The following is a 19,489-nucleotide window of genomic DNA, read 5'->3' on the forward strand; positions in this document are numbered from 1 at the left end:
ATGAACGTGCTGGAGCAGACATACGAGACGTTAAAAGAAGCGATCGCGGACGCCGCGGTCAAGGCGGGGGTCGTGGAGCGGGAGCAGGTGCCGGCGATCGTCATCGAAGTGCCCCGCGACAAGGCGCACGGCGATCTGGCCACCAACGCGGCCATGCAGCTGACGCGCATCGCGAAGAAAAATCCGCGCGAGATCGCGATCGCGATCATCGAGAACCTGGACAAGGCTAAGGCGAATGTCACGTCCGCGGAAATCGCGGGTCCGGGCTTCATCAATTTCCGCTTGGACAAGCGCTATCTGCTGCCTGTCGTCGCATCCGTGCTGGAGCAGGGCGGCGCATACGGCCGTACGGACGCCGGCGGCGGACGCAAGGTCCAGGTCGAATTCGTGAGCGCGAATCCGACGGGCAGCCTGCATCTTGGCCACGCGCGCGGCGCCGCGGTCGGCGATGCGCTGTGCAACGTGCTGGCGTTTGCGGGCTATGACGTTTCGCGCGAATACTATATCAATGACGCGGGCAACCAGGTTAATAACCTGGCCCGCTCCATCGAGGCGCGTTACCGCCAGGCGCTCGGCGAGGATGCGGCGATGCCGGAGGACGGCTATTACGGCGAGGATATCGTCGGGTTCGCGAAGGAGCTTGCGGAGCGCGAAGGCGCGCGCCTGCTGGAGAAGACGGAGGAGGAGCGCTTCGACTACTTCCGCAGCTACGGCCTCGAGCGCGAGCTGGACAAGATCAAGCGCGACCTCGGCCGGTTCGGCGTGAGCTTCGACAGCTGGTATAGCGAGACTTCGCTGTATCGGACGGGCAAGGTCGAAGGCGCGCTCGAAGCGCTGCGCGCGCAAGGCCACGTGTATGATGAGGAAGGCGCGGTCTGGCTGAATACGACGGCATTCGGAGACGACAAAAACCGCGTGCTTGTCAAAAACGACGGCAGTTACACTTATCTGACGCCCGACATCGCCTATCATATGGACAAGTTCGCGCGCGGCTTCGACGAGCTGATCAACATCTGGGGCGCCGACCACCACGGGTACATTCCGCGCGTCAAGGCGGCCATGGCGGCGCTCGGCCACGACCCGCAGCGCTTGACGGTACTGATCGCGCAGATGGTCAGCCTGTTCCAAAACGGCGAAAAAGTCAAAATGTCCAAGCGCACGGGCAAGGCGATCACGATCGAGGACCTGATGGACGAAGTCGGCGTCGACGCGATCCGCTACTTCTTCACGATGCGCAGCATGGACACGCATCTGGACTTCGACATGGATCTGGCCGTCTCGACTTCCAACGAGAATCCGGTGTTCTACGTGCAGTATGCTCATGCGCGCATCTGCAGCATCTTCCGCCAGGCGGAGGAGCAGGGCGTCGCCGTGCTGCCGGTGGCCGAGGCGAACCTGGAGCTGCTCACGGCCGAGCACGAGTACGATCTGCTGCGCAAAATGGGCGAGTTTCCCGCCGTCGTCGCCGACTCGGCGAAGGATTACGCGCCGCACCATATCGTGCGTTACGTGTACGAGCTGGCCGCGCTCTTCCACAGCTACTACCGCGCGGAGCGGGTCATCACCGAGGATGCCGCGCAGAGCCAGGCGCGCCTGCAGCTGTTGGCCGCGCTGCGTCACACGCTGGCCAACGGCTTGCGCCTGATCGGCGTGTCCGCGCCGGAGCAGATGTAAGCGGCGGGAAGCGATATCGCTGGAATAACGGTGCCTAACACCGTTATTTCGCGTCAGGGCCACGAAACCGCACGAATAACGGCGCCAGGCACCGTTATTCCACATCGCGGCCACGAAACCGCATGAATAACGGCGCCTAGCACCGTTATTTCGCATCGCGGCCACGAAACCGCATGAATAACGGTGCCTAGCACCGTTATTTCGCGTCAGGGCCACGAAACCGCACGAATAACGGCGCCAGGCACCGTTATTCCACATCGCGGCCACGAAACCGCATGAATAACGGCGCCTAGCACCGTTATTTCGCATCGCGGCCACGAAACCGCATGAATAACGGTGCCTAGCACCGTTATTTCGCGTCAGGGCCACGAAACCGCACGAATAACGGCGCCAGGCACCGTTATTCCACATCGCGGCCACGCTACCGCGCAAATAGCGGTGCCCAGCGCCGTTAATTCGCGTTGTAGCCACGATATGGCACAAATAACGGCGCCCGGCACCGTTATTCTGCATTCCGCGCAGCGCCTCTTAGTCCTTATTGCGCGCCGCAATCCCGGATACCCCGGCCGATGATTCGCCGGCAACCTCCAGCATGCGCAGGACATCCAGCTCCCCGGCTCCCTGGGGAGCTTTGTCGTATCCGAGCGGCTTCGCGGACCGGCGCAGGATATCCTTAATCCGGCCCGGGGACAGCCCCGGCCGGAGCGCGAGCAGCAACGCCACCGCGCCGGTTACGTGCGAGGTCGCCATCGACGTGCCGCTCATGACGCGTCGGCGGGCGTTCGGCCAGGCGGATTCCACTTTCGCGCCTGGAGCGTAAATATCGATGGCGGCGCTGCGGTTCGTGAAGCGCGCGATCCGGCCGCGCCGGTCGAGCGCTCCGACGGCGACGGTTCGCCCGAAGCCTGCCGGAAAGTCGATCCGGCCTTTCCTGCCGTCGTTGCCCGACGAGGCGACGATGAGCACGCCGGCCCTGTGCGCGCTCTCGACCGCCTTCAGCAGCGCCTCGCTCCGGTTCGGCATGCCGAAGCTCATGTTCACGATGTCCATGCCGTGATGGACGCACCACTCGATGCCGAGGATGATGTCGGACACGTACGCGGAGCCGTCGGTATCGAACGCTTTGACCGGATGGATCTCCGTTCGCGGCGCGACGCCGATCATGCCGCGCGAGGCGTTGGCAGCGGAGATGATTCCCGCGATATGCGTGCCGTGCCCGTTGTCGTCATGCGGCAGCGACGCTCGCTGCAGGAGGTTGATGCCGCGGCTCAGGGCGTGGCGAAGGTCGGGGTGGCCGAAGTCGACGCCGGTGTCGATCACGCCGACCTTGACCCGCTGCCCAGTCGTGCGGCTCCATGCCTGCGGCGCGCGGATGCGCCGAACGCCCCAAGGGATGTCCATCTTGCTGTCCGCGCGGACGAACGGCCTCGGGAGCGCTCGGCTGATCTGGACGCTTCGGTCTTCCTCGAGCACGCAGCCGTAACCCAGCAGAGGGATCAGAGAGGCAACGGGCAGCGGGAGGCTAAAGCCGCCGATGACCCGGATCGGACGAGCGGCGCGCAGCGCGGCGCCGCTCGATCGCCTGGCGGCCAGCTTCGCGAGGAACCTGCGGCCGTCCTCATGCCTTGCGAACCGTACGATCGTTCTGGCGCCATGCTCCCCGCCGCCGGCGAGCAGGCGGCGGAGGAGGCGAAGGAGAGCGCTCGTGTCCATGTGCTGGCCTCCTTCCCGGCTTAGATTTCCCATACTATGTATACCGGCGGAGCAAAGCTTGGGAGTATGGCCCGGGAATGCTTAAATTGGGCGACAAGCGGTGTCAATTCGGTTCCCGGCACATAATATGAAGTGGGAGTTTCCCCGGAGAGACTCTCGCACCCATGTAGGTTCCTCCTCCCGAGGAGCGCGGAAGGGTACAGTCGGTTAAGCGAAGGCGCGGATCCGAGGCGCCTTCGCTTAATGGCGTCCGCATGGCGAAGGACAAGCCCGCTGCAGCGCAAAACGCTCAACCTACGCTTCGTTCCCGCGGAAAGTGACGAATAAAGGCATAGGACGGCGAACGCCGCGAAGCCTTGACCGCAGGCCGCCGTACTTGCATTTTGGCGGCAAATGCGGTTAACTAAAGGTTGACGCCCGAGGGGTATAAGAACGTTTAACATACAGAGAGGATGGGGACTTAGAGCGTGAGCGCTGAATACGTCCTGAAGTTCGACGCCGAGAAGATCCGGGAGATGCCGATGGTCGATCTGGCCTTCCAGGTGCTTAAGGCGGCCAATACGCCGTTCTACTACCGGGATCTCATGATGGAGATCGCCAAGCTGCGAGGATTTTCTCCCGAGCAGATTAATGAATTTATCGCGCAGGTTTATACAGAGATCAATATCGACGGGCGCTTCGCTTGCGTCGGCGGCAATGTTTGGGGACTGAAGCGCTGGTACCCGGTCGACCGCTCCGACGATCCGGTGACGGGCGGCGCGAAGCGTCCGCGCATCATCAACGACGACGACGATCTCGACGACGAGGATCTGTACGGCGAGGACGAGGAAGAGACCTTCACCGAGGCAGAAGGAGGCTTCGATAATCTGTTCGACGAGGATCGCGAGGAGATCTTCGACGAGGGCGAAGAAGCTGGCGAGACCGACGAAGAAGTCGCGATCGACGAGGAGTCCGAGGAAGAGGAAGGCATCGAAGGCGAAGTCGACGAGGAAGACGACGGCTTCGACGAGGATGAGGACGAGGAAGACGCGGACGAAGAGGAAGACGAAGAAGCGCGTTAATTTCGTCCGGAAGGGACGCCGAATCGGCGTCCCATTCCGCGACCGGCTGCGGCGAGCGCGCGGCTTGGTTCGAGTCTTTCCCGAGCGTTTTAAGGCCTGATCGGCCGCGGCGGCGACGGGCTCCGAAGGCTTGACACCACTGTGGTCAGCGGGTAAACTTATGCTTGGGCTTTTCAAGCAGGCATTTCAATAGCGTTATTTTTAAAAGTGCCCCCATTTAATTGGGTGTCACTTTTTTTGTTTTTTTGGAGACCATTAACATGATGCCAGGGGCACATGCGGGAGGAATGACAGAGGGTGACCAAATATATATTCGTGACGGGCGGCGTCGTATCCTCGCTCGGCAAAGGAATCACGGCGGCGTCGCTGGGGCGTCTGCTCAAGAATCGCGGCCTCAAAGTGACGATACAGAAGTTCGACCCGTACATTAACGTAGACCCGGGCACGATGAGCCCGTATCAGCACGGAGAGGTGTTCGTAACCGACGACGGCGCGGAGACGGACCTCGACCTCGGCCACTACGAGCGCTTTATCGATATCAATCTTTCCAAGAACAGCAACGTGACGACCGGCAAGATCTACTCTACCGTCATCAGCAAAGAGCGCCGCGGCGAGTATCTGGGCGGCACGGTCCAGGTCATCCCCCATATCACCAATGAGATCAAGGACCGCGTGTTCCGCGCCGGGCGCGAGACCGGCTCCGACGTCGTCATCACCGAGATCGGCGGCACGGTCGGCGACATCGAGAGTCTCCCGTTCCTCGAAGCGATTCGCCAGATCAAGGGCGATATCGGCCGGGATAACGTCATGTACATTCACGTTACTCTGATTCCTTATATCAAGGCTGCCGGCGAAGTGAAGACGAAGCCGACCCAGCATAGCGTCAAGGAGCTGCGCAGCATCGGCATCCAGCCGAACGTCATCGTCTGCCGCACGGAGCATCCGCTGGCCGAGGATCTCAAGCGCAAGATCGCGCTCTTGTGCGATATCGACGCGAACGCAGTCGTCGAGTGCCGCGACGCTTCGACGCTTTACGAAGTGCCGCTCATGCTGCAGGAGCAGGGGCTCGACGACTACGTCGTGAGCCATCTGAAGCTCGGAGGAGCGGACAAGCCCGACATGGGCGAGTGGATCGAGCTTGTGAACCGCGTCAAGTCGCTGAAGCGCACGACGGAGATCGCGATCGTCGGCAAGTATGTCGCGCTGCACGACGCTTATCTCAGCATCGTCGAATCGCTCGCGCATGCGGGCATCGACGCGGACGCCGAGGTGAACATCCGCTGGGTGAACGCCGAGGAAGTCACGCCTGCCAACGTACAGCAGCTGCTGGGCGGCGTCGGCGGCATCCTCGTGCCGGGAGGCTTCGGAGATCGGGGCATCGAGGGCAAGATCACGGCGATTCGGTACGCGCGCGAGAACAAGGTGCCGTTTTTCGGCATTTGCCTCGGCATGCAAGTGGCCGTCATCGAGTTCGCGCGGAGCATGGCCGGCCTGGACGGCGCGCATAGCTCCGAGTTCCATGCGGCTACGCCTTATCCGGTCATCGATCTGCTGCCGGACCAGAAGGATATCGAGGATATGGGCGGCACGCTGCGCCTCGGACTCTATCCTTGCAAGATCGTGCCGGGCACGCTTGCGGCCGAGTGCTATGGCGAAGAGCTCATCTACGAGCGCCATCGCCACCGGTACGAGTTCAACAACGAGTACCGCGACCTCATCGAGTCGACGGGGCTCAAGATCAGCGGCGCGTCCCCGGACGGCCGGTTGGTCGAGATGGTGGAGCTGCCGGGCCACCCTTGGTTCCTGGCCGTACAGTTCCATCCGGAGTTCATCTCGCGTCCGAACCGTCCTCAGCCCCTTTTCCGCGAATTCGTCAAGGCGGCGCTGGGCGGAGCAGAATCTTGATTATTTCAACAAAAGCATTCCAGCTTCGGCAAAAGCCGGAGCTTTTTTTTGCAATTGCCAGAAGTTAGGAAGGAATTCCCGGTCGGGGCGCGAATACGGGAAGAAGGAACCAACAGGAAGAGGAGGATCATGAAGTGGCCAAGAAGAGATTGCTAATTGTCGACGATCAGATCGGCATTCGGATCTTGCTGCTCGAGGTATTCAGCGTCGAAGGCTACGAGACTTTCCAGGCGGCGAACGGACGCGCGGCGCTGGAGATCGTACGCACGCATACCCCGGATCTTGTTCTGCTGGACATGAAGATTCCCGGCATGGACGGGCTTGAGATTTTGAAAAAGATCAAGGAAATGAACCGGGACGTCAAGGTGATCATGATGACGGCGTACGGCGAGTTGGACATGATCAAGGAAGCCACCGATCTGGGCGCGCTGATGCACTTCACGAAGCCCTTCGATATCGACGAATTGCGAGTGGCCGTCAATATGCAGCTGACGGAGGGCGGGCCGTCGCCGAGGTTTGCGGCGGGCACCTGAGAATGACTGGGAATATCGGAACGGGAACCGCCGGAGACGACCGGCGGTTTTTGTTTTTCGTGCCGCGGGGCGGGCGCTTTGCCGGACGCAGGCATTTTACAATCCTTCTTTCATTTGTGATATAATAACGTCGCATGCAAGTCGGGCGTAAGACAGCACACGACTTATTCAGAGCGCAGGAGGAATCACAATGCCACTCGTATCAATGAACGAATTCCTTCCCAAGGCGAAGGCGAACAAGTTCGCGGTAGGCCAATTCAACATGAACAATCTTGAATTCGCCCAAGCGATCACCGAAGCTGCCATGGAAGAAAAATCCCCCTTCATCTTCGGCGTCAGCGAAGGCGCGCTGAAGTACATGGGCATCGAGTACACGGTTGCCATCGCGGAGGCGGCAGCGAAGAAATCCGGCCTTCCGATCGCCTTGCACCTCGACCATGGCAGCACCTTCGACATCGCCATGAAGTGTATTCGCGCAGGTTTCTCCTCCGTTATGTTCGACGGCTCGCACCACCCGTACGAAGAGAACATCAAGCTGACCAAGGAGATCGTCAAGGCTGCTCACGCGATGGGCGTTTCCGTCGAAGGCGAGCTGGGCACGATCGGCGGCGTCGAGGACGACCTGAGCGTGGACGAGGCCGACGCATCGCTGGCCAAGCCTGAAGAAGCGATCCGTTTCTACGAAGAAACCGGCGTCGACGCGCTGGCTATCGCAGTAGGCACGGCTCACGGCATGTACAAGGGCGAAGTCAAGATCCACTATGATATCATCGAAGCGGTCGTCGCCAAGATCCCTGTGCCGATCGTTCTGCACGGCGGCTCCGGCGTACCGGACGACATGATCCGCAAGGCGATCCAAGCGGGCGCCGGCAAGATCAACGTCAACACGGAAAACCAAGTCGCTTGCACCGCGTCGATCCGCGAAGTGCTTAACAAGGACGCCAACGTCATCGACCCTCGCAAATACCTGACGCCTGCACGCAACGCGATGAAGGCCGTCGTTCAAGAGAAGATCCGTCTCTTCGGCAGCAGCAACCAAGCCTAATCGAAGATTCGTCGCCGCAATCCGTCCCGCCGCGCCGCGGCTTGTCCGCAACCGGAGATCCGGACGGAGGCGGCGTCTGTCTTACGTACGGACAAGACGCCTCGCCGGGCGTCTTTCCTTTCCTTCATCGAACGCGGTCGCCACGCGCCCCCGGAGTAGATGAAGCATCTACTAGGAGGACCATGCATTCATGGAAAAACTGATGATACGCGGGGGACGTCCGCTTCGCGGAACGGTCTCCATCAGCGGCGCCAAGAACAGCGCGATCGCGCTGCTCCCTGCCGCCATTCTCGCCGAATCCGAAGTCAGGCTCGACAATCTGCCTCATATCAGCGACGTCGAGATTTATAAGGAATTGCTTCAGGAACTAGGCTGCCGGGTCTCTTGGCAAGAGGAGACTTTATCCATCGATCCGACCGGCATTCAATCGATCCCGATGCCCAACGGCCGGGTCAAGCTATTGAGAGCTTCTTATTACTTAATGGGCGCTTTGCTCGGACGCTTCGGCGAAGCCACCATCGGACTGCCGGGCGGCTGCAACTTCGAGCCGAGACCGATCGACCAGCACATCAAGGGCTTCGAGGCCCTGGGCGCAATCGTAACCAACGAACATGGAGCTATCCGCATCAAAGCTAACGAATTACGCGGAGCTAGAATATATATGGACGTCGTCAGCGTAGGCGCCACGATTAATATTATGCTGGCAGCGGCCAGAGCGAAGGGCTCCACGATCATCGAAAATGCCGCGAAGGAACCCGAGATCATCGACGTGGCCACGCTGCTGAACGCCATGGGCGCCAAGATCAAAGGCGCGGGCACCGAGACGATCCGCATCGAAGGCGTAGACCGCATGCACGGCTGCAGACACTCCATCATTCCCGACCGCATTCAAGCCGGCACTTATATGATCATGGCCGCCGCGACGCGCGGCGACGTTCTCATCGACAACATCATTCCCAAGCACATGGAAGCACTCACCGCCAAACTTCAAGAAATGGGCGTTCACGTTTACGAGATGGACGAATCCATCCGCGTCGTCGGCCAGCAAGACTACGAAGCCGTCGACGTCAAGGCGCTCGTCTATCCGGGGTTCGCCACGGATCTTCAGTCGCCGATGACGAGCCTGCTCACCCAGACGACCGGCGTGAGCATACTGTCCGATTTCGTGTACAGCAACCGGTTCAAGCATGTCCCCGAGCTCGCGCGGATGGGCGCTCAGATCCGCGTCGAAGGACGCTCGGCAATCGTCGAAGGCGGCAAGCTGAACGCCGCCAAGGTTCGGGCATCCGACTTGCGCGCGGGAGCTGCGCTCGTCGTGGCTGCGCTGACCGTCGAAGAAGGGGTGACGGAGATCACCGGTCTGGAATACATCGATCGCGGTTACGAGAGGCTCGAAGAGCATTTGCGCGGCCTCGGCGCGGACGTATGGCGCGAAGCTTGAGCGGCGGCAGCCGCTCCGGCGTTCCGCACATTCTAATATGAAGTGGGGATTGTATTGACGGATTTTAAAATGTCCGATCTGGAAGGCCTCAGCCTGACCCAGCTATACAAGCTGGCGAAGGACCTTCAGATCGCAGGCTACAGCCAAATGATCAAAAAGGAGCTCATGATCGCCATCCTGCGCGCGCAGGCCGAACGCGGCGGACATATGTTTCTCGAAGGCGTGCTGGAAGTATTGTCCGAAGGTTACGGTTTTCTTCGCCCGATCAACTATTTGCCCAGCGCGGAGGATATCTACATCTCCGCTTCCCAGATTCGCAAGTTCGACTTGCGTACCGGCGATCTCGTCTCCGGCAAATGCCGGACGCCCAAGGAAAACGAACGTTACTTCGGTTTGCTGCAAGTAAACCTCGTCAACGGCGAGACCCCCGAAGTCGCGCAAGAGAGACTTCACTTCCCGGCGCTGACGCCGCTTTTTCCGGATCAGAAGCTCGTACTCGAATCGACGCCTCATCGCCTGTCTACCCGCATCATGGATCTCCTGGCTCCCGTCGGACTCGGCCAACGCGGCCTCATCGTGGCTCCTCCCAAAGCAGGCAAGACGCTCCTTCTCAAAGAGATCGCCAACAGCATCTCGGCGAATCGCCCGGATATCGATCTGTTCGTGCTGCTGATCGACGAGCGGCCTGAAGAAGTCACGGATATGCAGCGTTCGGTCAAAGGCGAAGTCGTCGCCTCGACGTTCGACGAAGTGCCCGATCACCACATCAAGGTGGCGGAGCTCGTCCTCGAACGGGCGCGTCGTCTCGTGGAGCACAAGCGCGACGTCGTCATCCTGCTCGACAGCATCACGCGCCTGGCGCGCGCCTACAACCTGGTCGTGCCGCCTTCCGGCCGTACGCTCTCGGGCGGCGTCGATCCTGCGGCGTTCCATCGGCCGAAGCGCTTCTTCGGCGCCGCGCGCAACGTGGAGGAAGGCGGCAGCCTGACGATCCTGGCGACCGCGCTCGTCGAGACGGGATCCCGGATGGACGACGTCATCTACGAGGAATTCAAGGGTACCGGCAACATGGAGCTGCATCTCGACCGCAAGCTCGCCGAGCGCAGGATTTTCCCGGCCCTCGACATCCGCCGTTCCGGCACGCGCCGCGAGGAGATGCTCCTCTCCAAGGAGGAGCTCGACAAAGTGTGGACGCTGCGCAAGAGCATGAACGATTCGATCGAGTTCGTGGATCAATTCCTGCGCAAGCTGGGCGGCACGAAGACCAACGTGGAATTCCTGGCCGTGCTGGACAACGCGGCGAACGCGCCTGGCCGCGGGCCGCTGCGTCCGGGGCAGACCGGCGGCCAGTCGTCTACGGGGACTTCCGGCAGCGTTGCATCGAACGGCTCGTCTGTGAGCGGCGGGTCCGCATCCGCGGGCACTACGTCCGGCGGCTCGTCTTCGGGCACAGGAACGGGCTACGGCTCCGGCTCCGCCGGATCGACCGGCGGTCCTCGGTATTCCGGCACGCCGGGTTCCCGGCCGTTGTCTCAGTCGCGTCCGGGCAGCTACAACGCCGGACCGCGCGGCGGCAGCTACTCGAGCAGCCGTCCGACCTATTCGAACGGCACGTCCTCCTATGGCGGACGGCCTAACGCTTCTTCGCCGTCCGCGGGCGGCGGATCGCCTGCCTCGCAGGCGCCGTCTTCGGCGGCGGGATCCTCGGCAACGGCAGGGACCGGGGCAGGGGCTTCGCCAAGCGCAGCCACGAACGCGGGGAACGCGGCGCCGATCGCGCCTTCGGCCGCGACGAACCCGGGCGCGGGCACGACCGCTTCGGCGGGCGGTGTTGCGCCGACGGGAGCGACGCCGCGCCCGAGCGATTCGTCCAGAACGAGCGCGACGTCTTCATCGCCGGCATCGGCGGGGGCGAGATCATCGGCGCGTCCGACTGCGTCTTCGCCAGGAGCGGCGTCTCGCGCTGCTAGGCCGGCTGGCAGCACGTCAGCCGCGCCGAGCCCGAGCCGTCAGGCAGCGGGCGGCACTACCGCAGCCATGGGGGCTGCGCAGTCCGATGCGGCGGCAGCGCCGAACGCGGCGGCTACGCCACCGGCGGTATCGCCGGCTGCAGCGACGCCGCCTGCTGTAGCGTCAACGGTAGCAGCGCCGGCAACAACGGCTTCGCCTGCGGCCAACGCAGCGGCGACAGAGTCGCCGGCAGCCGCAGCTAAGGCCGCGCCTAGCGCAACAGCGTCGGCGGCGCCGGCTGCGTCGTCGCCCGAGGCGCCGGCCGCCGCGAAGCGCACGACCGCGCGCGCTTCGTCGTCGACGCCGCGCGGCACCGCCCGCGGCAGCCGCGCCGCCTCTGCGGCGGCCGAAGACGCGCCAGCTGCGCCGGCGCCAGAGCCGACCGCGGCTCCGCAGGCCGCGGCCAAGCCCGCCGCGCCGCGCACCCGCGCGTCCGCTGGCGCCAAGACGGGCGCTCGCGCCGCTAAGGCTGCAGCGGACAGCGCCACAGGCGATTCGCCCGCGGCTTCCGCGCCGGCTGCGCCAGTCGCACCTGCGGCACCGTCCGCACCGGCGGACGCCGAAGCGCCGCCAGCCAAGGCGCCCCGCCAGCGGCGCACGACCAAGAACAACCCGGCGAGCGAATAAGCCCGCCTATGCCATACAGGACGCGCCCGGCTTCGTCCGGGCGCGTCCGAGTCACGAAAGGAGCTATACGCCATGTACCTGGTTTACGCCGACGAGCACGGCAATGTATACGATCACGAACAACTTCATGCCGTTGCGCGGAGCGGCGACAGGCTGGTCGAGCTGCTTGAAGACGAACTGATTCCGCTCCCCGCCGGCGCTACGCTGGTCGGCTTGCCGCACACGCGCGCGATCGGGATGAATCCGAAGACCGGCGAGATGAAGGCTTTGCCTGCGGGCAGCCAGGCGGTCGGCGCATTGCTGCCGCAGGGCTTCACGCGCTTTTATGTCCCGGGCTACACCAAGACGGACAAGACGCAGATATTCCCTCTGTTCGGCTATACGGCCGTCGTCTGGAAAGACGGCGGTTTCTACGTAGCGGCTGCGGGTACGGACGATCCCGAGCCCTGGAATCCGGACAATTGCGACCGGAAGGAGCTCGAGGTCGAAGTGGACAGGCTGCTGGCCGCTTACCCGGACAACCGCCTTTATCAGCATTTGTCCCATTGCGCGCTCGGCTACGAATGCCTCACGGCGTCCAACACGTTCCTCCAGCGCCTCGAGGGAGCCGTGCCCGTATCGTTTTCCTGCAATGCCGGCTGCTTCGGCTGCATCTCGGAGCAGCCCGACGACAGCGGCTTCGTGGCTCCGCAGACGCGTCTCAAGTTCAAGCCGACGACGGACGAGGTCGTCGACATCATGCTCGAGCATCTGAAAAAGCCCGACACGATCATCAGCTTCGGCCAAGGCTGCGAGGGCGAGCCCTCGACGCAGGCCAAGACGATCATCGAGGCGATCAAACGGGTGCGCGAGCGTACGTCGAACGGCTACATCAACATCAATACGAACGCTGGTCTCAGCGACCACCTGCGCGCCATTACCGACGCGGGGCTCGACCTGATGCGCGTCAGCACGATCAGCGCGATCGACGAGCACTACAACGCCTACTACAAGCCGCGGGGCTACACGCTCGCCAACGTCGAAAAGACGATGAAATACGCGGAGAGCCAGGGCGTCTACACCTCGATCAACTATCTGATTTTCCCCGGCGTCACGGATCGCGAGGAAGAGATCGAGGCGATGATCGAGTTCGCGCGCCGGACCAAGCTCAAGCTCATTCAAATGCGCAACCTGAACATCGATCCCGACGCGTACTTGAACCTGATTCCCAAGGCGAAGGGCGAGATTTACGGCATGAAGACGCTGCTCGAGATTTTCCGCGAGGAGCTGCCGGACGTCGTGATCGGATCCTACACGCATATTCCGCCATCGCGGAAAAACCGGGCGATCGCCCCAGTTTAAATCAAAGAGCAGGAGACGGACGCCGCGGCGTTCGCTTCTGCTCTTTTCTCGTTTTTCTGGTCGAAGGCAGAAACTCACTTGTTCTAAATGGAGTTTTCATCTATTATTCGAGTATAAGAAGGAATTTTTCTCTCGAACGAAGGGAGCTTCCCCATGTCCAAACCGAAGGGAACGTCGGGCGGCGCGAATACGCTGCTCGTTTTGTCCAGTATCTATAATTCGCTCACGCGGACGGAAAAGAAAATCGCCGACGTCATCCAGCTAGATCCCGAAGCGGTCGTCTATATTACGCTGACGGATTTGGCGGAGAAGGCGGGAACCGGCGAGACCTCCGTCCTGCGGCTATGCCGCAAGATCGGGTTCAAGGGCTACCAGGAGTTCAAGCTCTCCTTGGCCCAGGATCTGGTCGTGCCGGTGCGCAACGTCCATAGCGAGATCGAAGAGACCGACGACATCCGCGCGATGGCGGCCAAGATCACGGCGGAGAATACCAAAGCGATCGAGAATACGCTCAATATGCTCGATACGACGCAGATGGAGCGCGCGATCGACGCGATCGGGGCCGCGCGGAAAATTTACTTTTTCGGCGTAGGTTCGTCCGGCAATACCGCGCTCGACGCCAAATACCGCTTCATGCGGCTTGGCTACGATACCGAGGCCGTGATCGATCCGCATATGATGGCGATGACGGCCGCGCTCATGCAGGACGGAGACGTCGTCTTTGCCGTTTCGACGACGGGCAGCACGAAGGATATCGTCGATGCGGTTCGATTGGCCAAGCAAAAGTCGGTGTTCCTCATCTGCCTGACGAGCCACCTGCGGTCGCCTTTGACCCAGTTCGCTGACGTCGTGCTGCTGTCCAAGTCGCGCGAGACGCCGCTTCAAGGCGGCGCGTTCTCCTCCAAGCTGTCGCAAATTCATGTGCTCGACATCTTGTCGACGGCCACGGCCATCCGTTTCAAGGACAAAGCGTACGAAGCGTTGGGACGGACGTCGAAGTCCGTGCTGGATAAAATTTATTGATTCGGCGTCATAGGGTCACTATAATGGAAATACACTCCTTAATAAATAATAAATTTGGAGTGTAATTCCTGAACTATAGGAGGATTCCTTTGACGAACGTCCTCTATTTGCCGCTTGACGAGAGACCGTGCAACTACGGCTACCCGCTGGCGCTGGCGGAGATGACCGATCTGTCGGTTACGGCTCCGCCTCCCGCGCTGCTCGGACGCAAAAAAACGCCGGGGGACGTCCCCGCGATCGCCCGGTGGATCGCCGACCAGGCGACGCACGCGGATCAAGCCATTATTTCCGTCGATATGCTCGTATACGGCGGCATCGTCCCCTCTAGACTCCACCATCTCTCCCTCGATACATGCCTTGCGCGGCTCGATACGCTGCGCGAACTCAAACGGGCGAAGCCCGGTCTCCGTCTTTACGCCTTCAACTTGATCACGCGCGCGCCGGCTTATTCCAGCAGCGAAGAAGAGCCCGATTATTACGCCGATTACGGCAGCGAGCTTTGCCGCATCGGCAAGTTGACGGACATGCTGGACCGCGATGCGACACCTGCGGCCGGCTTCCATTCGACCCGCCCCGACTCAACCCCTGTTTCATCTGCAGAAAACGAGCTTTACAAGGAGCTGGCGAATCTGCGTGCCGCCGTGCCGGCTGAAGTCCAGGACGACTTCCTTAACCGCCGCGGCATCAATCACGCTGTTAACGTCCGTACCATTGAGCTCGCCGCGGAGGGTATCATCGATTTTCTGATCATCCCGCTCGACGACAATGCCGAGTACGGCTACACCTCCGTCGATCAGCGCCGGATTGCCGCGCTTGTAGACCGGCTGTCATTGGCCGCCAAGGTTCACGTATATCCGGGCGCCGACGAGATCGGCTGCACGTTGTTTGCGCGGCTGTTTTGCGAGACCAAGTCGTATACGCCTTTGTTCCGCATCCGGTACTCCTCCACGCGAGGGCCGCTGTGCATCCCCAAGTACGAAGACCGCAGTCTCGCCGAGAGCATCAAGTCGCATCTCACCGCAGCCCGCGCGATCATCGCGGATTCGGCGGAGCCGGCCGACGTTTACTTGATGGTGCATTCGCCTGCCGTATCCGGCCCGGAAGCCGCGGAGACGATGGATCCGCCGGAGCGCCGCCACCGTACCTACGCGTCGGAAGTCCACATCCGCGAATTCGCCGAAGCGATCCGGCACCATCTAAGCCGGGGGCGGCTTGTCGCGCTCGCGGATGTCGCGCTTTCCAACGGAGGAGACCATGCGCTTATGCGCCTCTTAAGCCAAGAGGGGCTGCTCAAGGGCATCGCCGCCTATGCGGCTTGGAATACGTCGGGCAATGCGCTGGGCACGGTCATCTCGCACGCGATCATCGCGTCGTATTACAGAGACCGGCCCGAGGAAAGCGACGAAGCGAGGCGGGACCGCAGCCGTCTGTACTACGCTTATCGTCTGCTCGAGGATTGGGGCTATCAATCGGTGGTGCGAGAGGACGTCTGTCGAGAGGAGCTTCCGGGACTGGATGCCGAATATTTTCGCATTTCTCACGTCCAACCCGAGATTGAAGCGTCCATCGTCCGTAGATTGGAGCAATTCTCCAAAGCGTATTTGCCGTTCTTCGGCTCGCTCTCTGTCGGCGAATTGACGCTGCCGTGGAACCGCATGTTCGAAGTCGGTTTCCGAGTGGAGCGAACCTCCGAAAAGGGCGCGGTCTAAAGGCGGCACGCCGCGCCGTCTTGCGCTCTCTGGCATCGTTTCACAAAGAGAAACGGGCATCCCGTCAAATAAAAGGAGTATACCTCCAAAAATATTAAATAAAAAGAAATATTTCTTTACATGGTCATCCAGTCGCCCCTATAATAAAAGCGAGCTCATCGAATCTCTACCTTAATGAGGGGTGGCATGCGACATGGAAAAAAGAAAGATAGCAACGGTATTGGCCGCGGCAACGCTGGCCGCGACAGTATCGGCATGCAGCAGCAACAATAACGACGGGAATGCGAGCCCATCGGCATCGGCCGGCGCGTCGGCAGGATCTTCCGCCTCCGCATCTGCTTCCGCCTCGGCTTCGGCTTCGACCCAGCCTGCCAAGGATAAGACGCCGGTCAGTTTCTGGTATCTGTGGGGCGGCGCCGAAGGCGAGAACGTCGAGAAGCTGATCGCCGAGTTCAATGCCAGCCAGGACCTTTACGAGGTCAAAGGCTTGTCCGTGCCGGACGTCCAAAAAGTCGTCGTGGGCATCTCGAGCGGCGACGGCCCCGACATCACGGACAACTTCAGCAACAACACGGCGTCCTATGCCGAGAAGGGCATGCTGGAGCCGCTCGACGCGTACATCAAGAAGGATAATTACGACCTCTCCGATTTCGTGCCCGCGGCGCTCGATGGCGGCAAGTACGACGGCAAGCAGTACGCGCTGCCGATCAACGTGAACTTCAACCTCCTTTTTTACAATAAAAAGTTGTTCGCCGACGCCGGAATCGCCGAGCCGCCGAAGACGGCCGACGAGCTGCTCGCGGACGCCGTCAAGCTGACGAAGGTCAACGCGGACAAGACGATCGACACGCTGGGCTTCCCGGACTTCCCGCTCATCTACTACACGACGGGCATGTCGATGGCGTTCGGCGGCAGCTTCATCTCCGATGACGGCAAGACGCTCACGCCCGACAACCCGGGGACGATCGAAGCGATCAAGCTGATGCAGGATTATCGCAATCAATTCGGCGTAGGCAATATCGTCAAGTTCAATGCCGCCGCCAAGTACATGGACGCGACCGATCCGATGTTCCTCGGCAAGCAGGCGATGCGCATCGACGGTCCTTGGTTCGGCAACACGGTTAAAAACGTGCTGAAAAAGGACCTCGACTACGGCGTCGCGCCGCTGCCGGGACCGGCCGGCCACCCCGAGCTCGCGGGCGGCGGAGAAGTCAGCTCGTCGACGTTCTTCATCCCGAGCAACGCGAAAAACAAAGACGGCGCATGGGCGTTCATGAGTTGGCTGATGTCGAAGGAAGGCATGACCAAGTTCAACAGCATGTTCGCCAACCTGCCGGCGCGGACTTCGGTGTACGACGATCCGGCCCTGCAGAGCATTCCCGACTTCAAGGCGTTCGCCGACGCGGCCAAGAGTCCGAACCTCAAAGCGTTCCCGGTATTTTCCGGACAGACCGAATACGGCAAGCTGATCAACGACGAGTTCGAGCTCGCCGTCGGCGGCAAGCAAACCGCCGAAGAGGCCGTCAAGCACATGAAGGACAAATCCGCAGGACTGCTCAAATAAGAGGCTCTCGCATCATCCAACGATAGCCGGCCCGGTCAGAGCCGCTGCGCTCCGCAGGTAGAAGCGCAGCGGTTCGTCCGGCGCCAAGCAATGGGGGTTCTGCCATGAACAAGAACAACTTGACGGGCTTCGTCTTCGCCAGCCCCTGGATCATCGGCTTTCTGGCCTTCACGCTGTATCCGCTGTGCGCCTCCTTGTATTACGGCTTCACGGACTTCAACGTGTTCCAATCTCCGCGTTTCGTCGGCTTGGACAATTACAGGGACCTGATGGGAGACGACCTGTTCTGGAAAAGCATTCGCAACACGCTGTACCTGACGGTCATCAGCACGCCGGTCAACCTGATCTTCGCGCTGCTAACCGCCATGCTGCTCAATACGCGGATTCGCGGTCTCTCCGTCTATCGAACCGTTTATTATATTCCGACGATCATTCCGCTCGCAGCCACGTCGCTCCTATGGATGTGGATCATGAACGGGCAGTACGGCCTGCTGAACAAGCTGCTGGGCTGGGTGGGCCTGCCTCAGCCGGGCTGGTTCTCCGATCCCGCATACAGCAAGATGTCCTTGATTCTCATGGGGCTGTGGGGCGTCGGCAATATCATCATCATCTTCTTGGCTTCGCTGCAGGAGGTGCCGCAGTCGCTCTACGAATCGGCCTCCATCGACGGCGCCGGCGGGTTCCGCAAGTTTAGGCATATCACCATTCACTGGATCTCGCCCATTATTTTGTTCCAGCTCATCATGCAGGTGATCAACAATTTGCAGTATTTTACCCAGGCCTACTTCGTCATCTCCAGCAGCAATTTGAACCAGGTCAGCGGCGGGCCGGAAAACTCGCTGCTCATGTACGCCGTCTACCTGTACCAGAACGCGTTTATCTACTTCAAGATGGGCAAGGCGTCGGCGATGGCCTGGATTTTGTTCGTCATGGCGGGCATTCTCACCTGGATTATCTTCAAGTCGTCTAAGCGTTGGGTGACTTACGGGGGAGGAGACTGACATGAAGACGCGCTTGCTTCGGCAAAAAACGGCGACCCATGCCATCCTGATCGTGCTCGGATTATCCTTCGTCGCGCCTTTTCTATGGATGCTGCTGACCTCGATCAAGTCGCTCGAAGAGATTACCTCGCTGCCGGTCACCATCTGGCCCGAGATCTTTCGCTGGCGGAATTACGCGGACGTATTCGACGTCATTCCGTTTACCCGCTACTTCTGGAATACGCTGCTCATCACCGGGCTGAGCGTGATCGGGCAGCTGATCTCCGCGCCGCTCGTCGCGTACGCGATCACGAAGATCGAATGGTTCGGCGCGAAATGGATCTTTCCGATCGTCATCGGCACGATGCTGCTCCCTTACCAAGTGACGATGATTCCGGTCTACCTGATTTTTCAGAAGCTGCATCTGACGGGCAGCATCTGGCCGCTCGTGATCCCGACGTTTACGGCGGCGCCGCTGTACATTTTCCTGCTCCGCCAGTTTTTCATGGGGCTGCCGACGTCGCTCATCCATGCCGCCAAGATCGACGGCGCGAACGACTACCGGATCTACTGGTCGGTCGTCCTGCCGCTGACGAGACCTGCGCTGGCGTCGGTCGCGATCTTCACTTTCCTGTACACCTGGTCGGATTTCATGGGGCCGCTGCTTTATATCAACAAGGCCAAGCAGTACACGCTGACGCTGGGCCTGCAGGCCTTCCTCGCCGAGCACTATACGGAATGGGGACTGCTGATGGCTGCGTCCGCGCTGTTCACGCTGCCGATCGTCGTCGTCTTTTTCTTCGCCCAAAAGCAATTCGTAGAAGGTATCTCCCTGACGGGGATCAAAGGCTGACCGGATCGGA

At 60.9% G+C, this 19,489-nt stretch carries 13 protein-coding genes and 1 pseudogene; 13 read left to right on the top strand and 1 reads right to left on the bottom strand.

What is annotated here, in order from left to right:
* Positions 1-1,674 (top strand): arginine--tRNA ligase, encoded by a 1,674-nt coding sequence (argS, locus tag BM235_RS28455; protein WP_090117651.1) that lies wholly within the window; start codon positions 1-3, stop codon positions 1,672-1,674.
* 528 nt (positions 1,675-2,202) lie between these two features.
* On the opposite strand, the gene BM235_RS28460 is transcribed toward argS, so the two are convergent.
* Positions 2,203-3,387, bottom strand: coding sequence for a S8 family peptidase (locus tag BM235_RS28460; protein ID WP_090117652.1), 1,185 nt, complete (start codon positions 3,385-3,387; stop codon positions 2,203-2,205).
* 467 nt (positions 3,388-3,854) lie between these two features.
* On the opposite strand from BM235_RS28460, the gene rpoE reads away from it, so the two are divergent.
* From rpoE to BM235_RS28520, 12 genes and pseudogenes are all read left to right on the top strand, one after another.
* Positions 3,855-4,448 (top strand): DNA-directed RNA polymerase subunit delta, encoded by a 594-nt coding sequence (gene rpoE / locus BM235_RS28465; protein ID WP_090117653.1) that lies wholly within the window; start codon positions 3,855-3,857, stop codon positions 4,446-4,448.
* A gap of 297 nt (positions 4,449-4,745) precedes the next feature.
* Positions 4,746-6,353: a CTP synthase gene (locus BM235_RS28470; protein WP_090117654.1), complete on the top strand. Its 1,608-nt coding sequence runs from the start codon at positions 4,746-4,748 to the stop codon at positions 6,351-6,353.
* Between the two features lie 134 nt (positions 6,354-6,487).
* Positions 6,488-6,886 carry a response regulator gene (locus tag BM235_RS28475; protein WP_090117655.1) on the top strand — a complete coding sequence of 133 codons (399 nt, stop codon included), beginning with the start codon at positions 6,488-6,490 and terminating at the stop codon, positions 6,884-6,886.
* 190 nt (positions 6,887-7,076) lie between these two features.
* A complete protein-coding gene (fba, locus tag BM235_RS28480; RefSeq protein ID WP_090117656.1) occupies positions 7,077-7,931 on the top strand; it encodes a class II fructose-1,6-bisphosphate aldolase in 855 nt (284 codons plus the stop codon).
* Positions 7,932-8,121: 190 nt separating this feature from the next.
* Entirely contained in the window at positions 8,122-9,372 is a 1,251-nt protein-coding gene (locus tag BM235_RS28485; protein WP_090117657.1) for a UDP-N-acetylglucosamine 1-carboxyvinyltransferase, read from the top strand.
* 69 nt (positions 9,373-9,441) lie between these two features.
* Positions 9,442-10,755 (top strand): annotated as a pseudogene (rho, locus tag BM235_RS28490) (transcription termination factor Rho); the annotation flags it as partial.
* A gap of 1,326 nt (positions 10,756-12,081) precedes the next feature.
* Positions 12,082-13,350 carry a radical SAM family protein gene (locus tag BM235_RS28495; protein ID WP_090117658.1) on the top strand — a complete coding sequence of 423 codons (1,269 nt, stop codon included), beginning with the start codon at positions 12,082-12,084 and terminating at the stop codon, positions 13,348-13,350.
* Between the two features lie 153 nt (positions 13,351-13,503).
* The gene (locus BM235_RS28500; RefSeq protein WP_090117659.1) at positions 13,504-14,373 is read left to right on the top strand and encodes a MurR/RpiR family transcriptional regulator; all 870 of its coding nucleotides are present in this window, start codon (positions 13,504-13,506) and stop codon (positions 14,371-14,373) included.
* An 89-nt stretch (positions 14,374-14,462) separates the two neighbouring features.
* Complete coding sequence (locus BM235_RS28505) at positions 14,463-16,082, top strand: DUF4127 family protein (protein WP_090117660.1); 1,620 nt, start codon at positions 14,463-14,465, stop codon at positions 16,080-16,082.
* Between the two features lie 193 nt (positions 16,083-16,275).
* Complete coding sequence (locus BM235_RS28510; protein WP_090117661.1) at positions 16,276-17,646, top strand: ABC transporter substrate-binding protein; 1,371 nt, start codon at positions 16,276-16,278, stop codon at positions 17,644-17,646.
* A 104-nt stretch (positions 17,647-17,750) separates the two neighbouring features.
* Positions 17,751-18,647, top strand: coding sequence for a carbohydrate ABC transporter permease (locus BM235_RS28515; RefSeq protein ID WP_090117662.1), 897 nt, complete (start codon positions 17,751-17,753; stop codon positions 18,645-18,647).
* Position 18,648: 1 nt separating this feature from the next.
* On the top strand, positions 18,649-19,479 hold the full coding sequence (locus tag BM235_RS28520; protein WP_090117663.1) for a carbohydrate ABC transporter permease: 831 nt from the start codon (positions 18,649-18,651) through the stop codon (positions 19,477-19,479).
* The last annotated feature ends 10 nt before the right edge of the window (positions 19,480-19,489 follow it).

The organism is Cohnella sp. OV330, from assembly GCF_900112065.1.
Taxonomy (GTDB): domain Bacteria; phylum Bacillota; class Bacilli; order Paenibacillales; family Paenibacillaceae; genus Cohnella.

Bases quoted from the DNA above. Each gene is read 5' to 3' on its own strand.
- fba (WP_090117656.1), top strand. From the start codon at position 7,077: ATGCCACTCGTATCAATGAACGAATTCCTTCCCAAGGCGAAGGCGAAC.
- BM235_RS28460 (WP_090117652.1), bottom strand. From the start codon at position 3,387: ATGGACACGAGCGCTCTCCTTCGCCTCCTCCGCCGCCTGCTCGCCGGC.
- BM235_RS28485 (WP_090117657.1), top strand. From the start codon at position 8,122: ATGGAAAAACTGATGATACGCGGGGGACGTCCGCTTCGCGGAACGGTC.
- BM235_RS28500 (WP_090117659.1), top strand. From the start codon at position 13,504: ATGTCCAAACCGAAGGGAACGTCGGGCGGCGCGAATACGCTGCTCGTT.
- BM235_RS28515 (WP_090117662.1), top strand. From the start codon at position 17,751: ATGAACAAGAACAACTTGACGGGCTTCGTCTTCGCCAGCCCCTGGATC.
- BM235_RS28520 (WP_090117663.1), top strand. From the start codon at position 18,649: ATGAAGACGCGCTTGCTTCGGCAAAAAACGGCGACCCATGCCATCCTG.
- BM235_RS28495 (WP_090117658.1), top strand. From the start codon at position 12,082: ATGTACCTGGTTTACGCCGACGAGCACGGCAATGTATACGATCACGAA.
- argS (WP_090117651.1), top strand. From the start codon at position 1: ATGAACGTGCTGGAGCAGACATACGAGACGTTAAAAGAAGCGATCGCG.
- BM235_RS28510 (WP_090117661.1), top strand. From the start codon at position 16,276: ATGGAAAAAAGAAAGATAGCAACGGTATTGGCCGCGGCAACGCTGGCC.